Source organism: Ruegeria sp. BI11 (genome assembly GCF_056538005.1).
The window spans coordinates 1-1,590 of the sequence record NZ_JBQFSM010000049.1 but is presented as its reverse complement, the minus strand read 5'-3'; the positions used below and the strand labels follow the sequence as shown (position 1 = coordinate 1,590).

Below are 1,590 nucleotides of genomic sequence, written 5' to 3'. Positions count from 1 at the left end.
ACGGAAGCCCTTCAGCCGCGGCAATGAGGTCGGTATGATCATGGTACCGCGCTATCCGAGAAGGACAACGCGATCAACTTGGCAATGCCTTTAATAGAAGTGTCCAAGTTCATCTGAAGAATCCGGCTCGGCCCTATGTTCCATACTTTGGCACAAGGAAATTGGTTTTCCGGAATTTTGAAGCATTCTCTGGATGAATTTGACGCGAGGCGAGAAATCCAAGTCAATACTGTTTTTCGGTAGTTATGAATAGGGTGTTGAATTTAGTTATGTTCGTGCTCGGCGGTTAGTGCATATAGATGGAGAAATAAAGTGAAGTCTACTTTGTTTGAAGTTATTCAGAAAGGCAACTTCAGCATCTGTGGCGGACGGATGGCGAAATATAAAGGTGTGGTTGTGAGCTACGCACCGTCTGCGCTTCTTCCTGCTCCGTCTCCCTCACCTTTTACGAATAGCTTTGACTGCCTCACACTGGGTTCGGCGCGAGTTAAAGGTGTCTTTGGAAGTAGGTCTATACCACGAAACAGATATATCGTAGGCATCGGTATCATTAAAACTCTCTTAAAGTTATCACGAATTGCAATTCGAAAAAATATTTTTCATCCACCCAATCATGTTAAGCAGTTAATGGGAGTCTTGTGTACAACTTCTATTATCATGGCGATACCCAATTCAGGGAATTCTCAGAGATTATCAGGCGCATGTGCGGACAATAATAGTAATAGCATTGCTGAAAATAATGAAACGATTACATGTGTCACTGCTTCACCGGAAACGCTGTCAGGAATCAATATTACCGCCGATAATTTAATATTGAATATTGGAAATGCAAGCACTCCAACTGCAATCAACAATTCGAGTGGTGATGGAATTTATCAATTCGGTGGTGGCTCACAGGCTTTATACTTAATTAATAGTGGCTCAAGTGTCGCTGGCTCAGGAGATGGTGTTACACTGGGTGTAACGTCTGGCGTTGGAGATTTGAGCTTGATGAGCCAAGGCGATATTTCTGGAGGTGTAACTGGAATTAGAGCGGATAATTTTGGCTCAGGTTCACTTACGATCTCTACGTCAGGAGATGTTCTCGGGTTAACTTCTAGCGGGATTGTAGCTGAAAATAGCATCTCGGGCATGGATCTTACCATTACAGCAGAGAGAGCAGTAGTTGGTCAGACACATGGCATCAGTACTATAAACTATGGCGCGGGTGCGTTGACAATTACAACACACGGAGATGTGATTGGGAATTTCGGTTCGGGAATTCAAGCGCTTAACTACGGCGATAAACCACTGACTATTACAGGAACAGGAAGTATTTCGGGCGGATCTAATGCTATAACTGCCGGCAGTGTTGGCACGGATCTTGTCATAACAACGGAAGGAACAGTAGTTGGCGGGAATCGTGGCATCTCAGCGAATATCAGAGTTTCTGGCTCGATAGCAATCACGGCTACTGGCATTGTGGCGGGTGGAGATGAGGGTATTGATGTCCTCCACAGTGGTGATGGTTTACTATCGGTTACAGCCAACGATGTAACCGGCGGTAATACTGGTGTGTATGCGCGCCATTTTGGGGATGGTGCGGTTGTG

The 1,590-nt window shown here is 45.2% G+C and carries 1 protein-coding gene; it reads left to right on the top strand.

Annotation, left to right across the window (positions count from 1 at the left end; translation table 11 throughout):
- Nucleotides 1-312: 312 nt before the first annotated feature.
- On the top strand, nt 313-1,590 hold a 1,278-nt coding region (locus ACR0DT_RS24985; protein ID WP_480713337.1), incomplete at its 3' end, for a hypothetical protein.